Below are 6,364 nucleotides of genomic sequence, written 5' to 3' on the forward strand. Positions count from 1 at the left end.
TTCAGTTACATGTTGACCTAGTGCAAATTCACGGTTAACTCCTAAAATTTCGCAATAAGTATGGTTAATATAAATAACAAAACCATTTTTATCAATAGCAACAACACAGTCAGATAACTGGTCTAGTATTTTTTCAAATAAATCTATATTGTATAAAAAGTAATCAGACGTACTAATGATTTATCCCTCCACAGGATTAGTTTAAAGCCTTGTGTTAAAGTGATATTGTAAAAAAATTCGAATATGCATTTTTCTTAGCTGCAGTAATCCAACCGTCACTGTCATTACAATGAAACCAAGCGTGATACTTTGACTGTTCGATGTTTTTTTTATTTCCCATAAAAAATTACCCTTTATGGGTACACTGATAGTTATGAGAAACCCCTGCGCTCGCCAAAGTTTAGGGGTTTTTCTATGTTGTTATTTTATCAGACTTCGGCAGTAAGTGACAGAATTGTTTAAATTGCAAGTTTCATTGACTCGATATGTACTGTACGGTCTTAACAGCACACAAAGGTGTAGCGTTAGGAAAATGCGGATTATTAAGGGAATTTTAATGAGGACTTGTTGCATCATATGTCTCCTTAAGGCTGGGAGCATTTTAATTTACTGGGGGAATATCATTCTAATTCGGAGAAAAAGCTCTCGTTAGAGTCTTTAAGACCATTAAGAGTTCTTAACGTGTTAAAATCGGTGTAATCGTCTTGAAAATATGCTTAACGTTGTAAATTCACATTTTCCTAGGGTTTGGCCTTCTGTGAGGGCAGACTATGCCGTATTTCCTCATAATTCTTTGAATCTTTTTTCGACTAAATATCAGGTTTATTTTCATTCTCCAAAATCATTTTTATGGACCGCGACCCTCTTATAACCACGACGACTTTAAAATAACCTCTTTGGCTTCTAAGTCCAATTGTTCTCTTGCTACGCGGCTATTGGATGCCTTTAGGTGGCTATAATATCCAGAACGAGAGACCCCTAGAAGGTCACAAAAATACCTTGTCATTCGCTTAAATTGATTTTGTTCAATGGTCTCATAAATCAACTGATACACTCTACTAGGATCTAGATTTTCGCTTGCGTTTAGCAGCCTCCTTTCTGTCACTTCTAGCTTTTTTAATAGCTCTACTTGTCCCTCCGGTAGCTTAATTCTTACTTACTGCCTTTCAATTACTTCGGCTGGTGTAAGGTTCCGTTTTAATGGTCTACCAGAACTTGTTTTCCTCGAATCGTTCAAACCAATTAACCCGCTCTTCTCGTACACCTTCTTCCACCTGTGAGCTGACTGTTCAATCAGCTTCAACCCAATAACATCGATATCAAAGCCGTTCTCTATAAAAATTTGACGTGGAAGTTTGCCTGCCAGATATTCATCCATAAATTTATTTTTAAAAGAATCCGAATATGTTATGGATTTTCATTCTTTGTGGTGAAGCGCTGATTTTTGCGCTTCATGGATGGTTATAGGGGCTTCAGCATAAGAATCCAAATTTAAAAATCGGTTCCTAAACGTTGTAAGGAACCGATTTTTCTATGTTCTAATTTACTTAACGTTGTAAATCCGCATTTATCTTAACTTAACCACTAAATATGCGTTAAGTAATCACGTTGAAAAACTGTCATTAGAATAATTTTTTAATATAGGAAATTAACAATGATACTGTTTTTATTATTCAACATTATATTAATATCTGGATAATCTATAAAAAACATTGCTTACAATTTCAATCTAGTACTTTTTGTTCCTTCATTTAGCTTTTCAATTAAATTTAATCTAGCTTTAACTTGTTCCTCTAGAGAAGCTGCTAAAGAAGCAGAAATAGAATTTACAAGAGCTAAAGCAGAGACGTTAGAATTGTGGAAGTTGACACTCTCATACTTACTCAACAAATATGTCTCAGCGTATTGTATCAACGGAGAGACCATACTATCAGTAATTACAACTACTTTAATTCCTTGTTTCTGCGCAAGTTCAGTAAATTCCACCGTTTCTAGATGATACCTAGGGAAGCTTATGCTAATTAATACATCACGTTCACTCATACGCAGTAAATATTCCATATGCATACGCTCTATTGTATTAACAAGCGTTACATTACCTAAAATAGGCTCTAAGACAGCGTGCATATAAGATGCAATTGAATAAGAGCTGCGGTGCCCGATTATATAAATATTTCTAGAATCCCGCAGTAATTTAACTACTGACTCCATCATATTCTGACTGTTCAACTGCATTGTTTCCTGTAAACTTGATAAATCTTTTTGAAAGGATTTTACAAATACATCATTTTTTTCTTGGCTAATCCCTGATGTTAGACGAAAAGCAGGACTTAATTTATGCTGTAGATTTTCTCTCAACTTTTTTTGTAGATCCGGATATCCTTGAAACCCCAGTTCAGTAGCAAATCTAGTAAGAGAAGATGGACTTACTCCTATTTGCGAGGCTAATCGATCAATTGTTAAGAAGGAAGTTGCATCTTCATTTTTCAAAAAATAATCAGCAATTTTGCGTTGAGTATCTGTCAAATTATTATATTGTTCCTTAATCAAATCTGGTAAAGATATGGCTTTCTCCATCAAATTAAGCTCCCATCATTTTTTTCCCTACATGATTGTGATTTATATAGTATAGCATACCTCTGGAAACCATATTTCCATCTAATCAACAACTCATGCCCATAAAGATTTTCTAATAAAATAAATCCATTATGTCACTTGAAGATTTCAAGCTCTGATATCTGCAACGCTTACATATTACGACCAATAAAAACAATTTTTAAAGAAAATCTATAATAATTATTTTAGCAGGCAATCACTTTTTTACTAATCTAATTACTTTTTATTTTAAGAGTTATTTAAAAATTGAGTTTACAAAAATAATTAAAGCTGATATTATCGTTTTTAAGTTAAGAAAAAATTTTTTCAGGAGGTGTTTGTTTTGAAAATAAATTTTGAATCTAGTTTACTGAGAGGGGATATTCGAAAATGAGTGTAGGTAATCGAGTATTTTTAAAAAGAGAATTGCCAGATCTTAACCTTGTAGAACAATTTAAATCTATTCCAGCTGCAAACGTTGCTGACTGTATGGAGCGATTAAGTGCTCTCAGCTCAGAAATTAAATTAATGTCCAAGCCTAAAGAAAAAGTTATGGCTGGTGTAGCACTTACTGTAAAAGCACGTCCTGGTGATAATCTTTTACTACATAAAGCATTAAATATAGCTGGTGAAGGTGATATAATCATCGTTTCGAACGAGGGAGATCGCACTCAGGCACTTTTAGGGGAAATTATGGCAACCTACGCAGCACATACAAAAAAAATTGCAGGCTTAGTTTTAGATGGCCCGATTCGTGATATTGATGTAATTTCACAAATGGATTTACCCATTTATGCAACAGGCACTACTCCGGGAGGCCCCTTTAAAGAAGGTCCAGGTGAGGTCAATGTCCCGATTGCTTGTGGAGGCATCCATGTCAGCCCTGGTGATATTATACTTGGCGACGCTGACGGTGTGGTTGTCATCCCAAGAAATGATGCTGCTACTATCTTAGAAGCTGCAAAGGTTCTATCTGCTAATGACCAAAAGAAAGTGCAAGCTGCAACTGATGGAACAGCAAAAAGAGGATGGGTAGACGAAAAGTTAAAGCAAAAAAACTGTGGAATTATTGATGATGTTTATAATTGATAATTAAAAAGCAAGCGTTTTATTTCCTAATATATTTAATGATTTAGTGTTTTTGAAAGGAGACTCATATGAAAAAATATATTTTTGATAAAAAATATCTCCCGCACCGAATGTTAGCCGGTTTCATTTTAGGTATTGTGTTCGGAGCTATATTTACTGACATATCATTAACAATAAAACCACTTGGTACTTTATTTATGGACTTAATCAAAATGCTAATTGTACCAGTTATTTTCTTCAGTGTAACAAGTGGTATTGCTGCAATCGGTGATGTTCACAAATTAAAACGAGTAGGGTCAAAGGTTGTTTTAGTTTATACAGTAATGACGATTTTTGCAGCTATCTTAGGTATTATTGTTGCAGCTATCATCCGGCCGGGTAAAGGATTCACTATGGAAGGTGCTTCAAATTTTGACGCATCTAACGTTACAACGCCAGACTTCCTTGCATTCTTCTTTGAAATGGTTCCTACCAACATAGTAGAAGCTATGTCTACAGGTAATGTAATGCAGATAATCTTCTTCTCATTTATTTTCGGTATTGCTTTAGTTTTACTTGGGGAAAAAGCTAATTTAGTTACAAAATTTGTGGATCAGAGTGCTAACGTAATTTATCGTATGCTTGATATTGTTATGATTTACGCTCCAATTGGTGTATTCGCTTTAATGGCAAATACTGTCGCTGAATACGGTTCACAATTATTCGGTGCAATGTTTAAATTCATTGCAGCTGTATGGATTGGTGACCTTTTTATATGGATTATTTTAAGTGTATTTGCAGCCTTATATTCAGGCGTAAAATACTCTTATTTATGCAAATCAATGCTCCCAATTTGGGCAAACACTATGGCAACAACTTCAAGTGCTGGTACAATTCCAATAACAATGGATGTTACAACTAAAAAGCTAGGAATTCCACACTCAATAGCATCTTTTTCGATTCCATTAGGTGCGACAATCAACCTTACAGGAGCAGCTTTATGGAAAACTGTACTTGCAGTATTCGTTGCTGATATGTACAGCATCAGCTTTACACCAGCACAATTCGTATTAATCGTTCTTATTTCTACGATTATGTCAATTGCTGCACCAGGTATTCCAGGAGGAGGTATCGTAACAGGTGCGATCTTCTTAAACCTATTAGGTCTTCCATTAGAACTTATGGGATTAATTGTAGGTATGTACCGATTACTGGATATGGCTAATACAACAGTAAACGTCTCTGGTGACGTACTTGGTACAATGATTGTTGCTAAAAACGAAAAATTATGGAATCCAAAGAAAATAGATTTCGATAAGGAGGCTCAATATGAAGCTAGCAAATAGAATGAGCAGGTTCTCCGGTTCACCTACATCTGCTTTAATTACAAAAGTAGCGGAATTAAGGAAAGAAGGCCGAGATATTATTTCATTAAACGTTGGAGAACCAGATTATCAAACGCCTGATAATATTAAAACTGCTGGAATTAAAGCTATTGTTGATGGTTTTACAAAGTATACGCCAGGCCCAGGCATTGTTGAACTTAGGCAGGAAATTTCTAAAAAATTATTAGAAGATAATGGTCTTGAGTATAATCTAAATGAGATTTGTGTAACAGTAGGTGCAAAGCAGGCTATTTTTAACGCAATTATGGCTACATGCGATGAAGGGGATGAAGTTATCATCCCAGTTCCTTGCTGGGTAAGCTATGTTGATATGGTTAAAATCGCAAATGCAAAACCAATACTTGTTCCTGTTCAAGAAGAAAACGGATATGTTCTTGATATTGAAGCAATTAAAGCAGCCGTTACACCAAATACAAGGGCGATTATTATTTGTACTCCTAATAACCCTACTGGTGCTGTTTACAGTAAGGAAAGCTTAGAACAATTAGTCAATATTGCATGCGAAAACGACTTTTGGGTTATCACTGATGAAATCTATGAAAAGTTAATTTACGATGATAACAAGCATGTAAGCTGTGCCTCTGTCTCTAAAAAGGCATGGGAACATACAATTACAGTGAACGGCTTTTCAAAGGCTTATTCCATGACAGGCTGGAGGGTAGGTTATGCTGCTGGACCAAAGCAGGTAATTGATGCTATGAAGTCTTTACAAAGCCAAATGACATCCGCAACTAGCGGTATTTCTCAGAAAGCTGCTACAGTTGCACTAACTGGATCACAGCATGATATTGAAGTAATGGTTGAGGCGTTTAAAAAGCGCAGAGAATATGTTGTAAATAGACTAAACAGCATCAAGGGCTTATCATGCTCAACACCTGCTGGTGCATTCTATATTATGGTAGACGTTAGCTATTATTTAGGAAAAAAATATAATGAATATGAAATTAAAACAGCAATGGATTTAGCCAACTATATATTAGATACTGTTAACGTTGCTGTAGTACCAGGGGAAGCATTCTTTACAAGCGGTAAAATACGAATTTCATATTCAAACTCTATGGAAAATCTGGATAAAGCATTGTCTAGAGTTGAAGAAACTATAAGCAAGCTTCATAATTAACTTTATAAACCGTTCAGTATGAATATTAATTTATAAAAGAGATCCCGCCAAACATAAACTGGAACCCTTTGTCTAGGACACTATAAAAAAAGGGATTAAGCTGCATCTAGAAGATGATTCCTATATTGAATGAGGGCACTGAAAAAGTCCATTTATTAATTAGGCAGTATAAAGT

Annotated in this window: 6 protein-coding genes; 3 read left to right on the plus strand and 3 right to left on the minus strand. The window is 35.0% G+C overall.

All coding sequences use genetic code 11. The annotated features are described in order from the left end of the window. The 3 genes from V7164_RS25745 to V7164_RS22070 all read right to left on the minus strand — a co-directional run. Positions 1–180 (minus strand): PAS domain-containing protein (locus tag V7164_RS25745; protein WP_438824740.1); only part of this gene is annotated, 180 nt, incomplete at its 3' end. A 976-nt stretch (positions 181–1,156) separates the two neighbouring features. After that, positions 1,157–1,378, minus strand: coding sequence for a helix-turn-helix domain-containing protein (locus V7164_RS22065; RefSeq protein WP_335347751.1), 222 nt, complete (start codon positions 1,376–1,378; stop codon positions 1,157–1,159). A gap of 338 nt (positions 1,379–1,716) precedes the next feature. Beyond that, a complete protein-coding gene (locus V7164_RS22070; RefSeq protein ID WP_335347752.1) occupies positions 1,717–2,577 on the minus strand; it encodes a MurR/RpiR family transcriptional regulator in 861 nt (286 codons plus the stop codon). Positions 2,578–2,985: 408 nt separating this feature from the next. Between V7164_RS22070 and V7164_RS22075 the strand changes: the two genes are divergently transcribed. The 3 genes from V7164_RS22075 (at position 2,986) to V7164_RS22085 (ending at position 6,189) form a co-directional block, all read left to right on the plus strand. Continuing rightward, positions 2,986–3,684 carry an RraA family protein gene (locus V7164_RS22075; protein WP_335355240.1) on the plus strand — a complete coding sequence of 233 codons (699 nt, stop codon included), beginning with the start codon at positions 2,986–2,988 and terminating at the stop codon, positions 3,682–3,684. Positions 3,685–3,752: 68 nt separating this feature from the next. After that, positions 3,753–5,009 carry a dicarboxylate/amino acid:cation symporter gene (locus tag V7164_RS22080; protein ID WP_335347754.1) on the plus strand — a complete coding sequence of 419 codons (1,257 nt, stop codon included), beginning with the start codon at positions 3,753–3,755 and terminating at the stop codon, positions 5,007–5,009. Beyond that, positions 4,993–6,189, plus strand: coding sequence for a pyridoxal phosphate-dependent aminotransferase (locus V7164_RS22085; protein ID WP_335347755.1), 1,197 nt, complete (start codon positions 4,993–4,995; stop codon positions 6,187–6,189). The genes V7164_RS22080 and V7164_RS22085 overlap by 17 nt, the downstream gene beginning before the upstream one ends. Positions 6,190–6,364 lie beyond the last annotated feature (175 nt).

The sequence above is a fragment of the Bacillus sp. JJ1474 genome, assembly GCF_036965225.1.
Taxonomy (GTDB): Bacteria; Bacillota; Bacilli; order Bacillales; family Cytobacillaceae; genus Cytobacillus.

Coding starts and splice junctions, on each gene's coding strand:
- V7164_RS22065 (WP_335347751.1), bottom strand. CDS start 1,378: ATGGATGAATATCTGGCAGGCAAACTTCCACGTCAAATTTTTATAGAG.
- V7164_RS22070 (WP_335347752.1), bottom strand. CDS start 2,577: ATGGAGAAAGCCATATCTTTACCAGATTTGATTAAGGAACAATATAAT.
- V7164_RS22075 (WP_335355240.1), top strand. CDS start 2,986: ATGAGTGTAGGTAATCGAGTATTTTTAAAAAGAGAATTGCCAGATCTT.
- V7164_RS22080 (WP_335347754.1), top strand. CDS start 3,753: ATGAAAAAATATATTTTTGATAAAAAATATCTCCCGCACCGAATGTTA.
- V7164_RS22085 (WP_335347755.1), top strand. CDS start 4,993: ATGAAGCTAGCAAATAGAATGAGCAGGTTCTCCGGTTCACCTACATCT.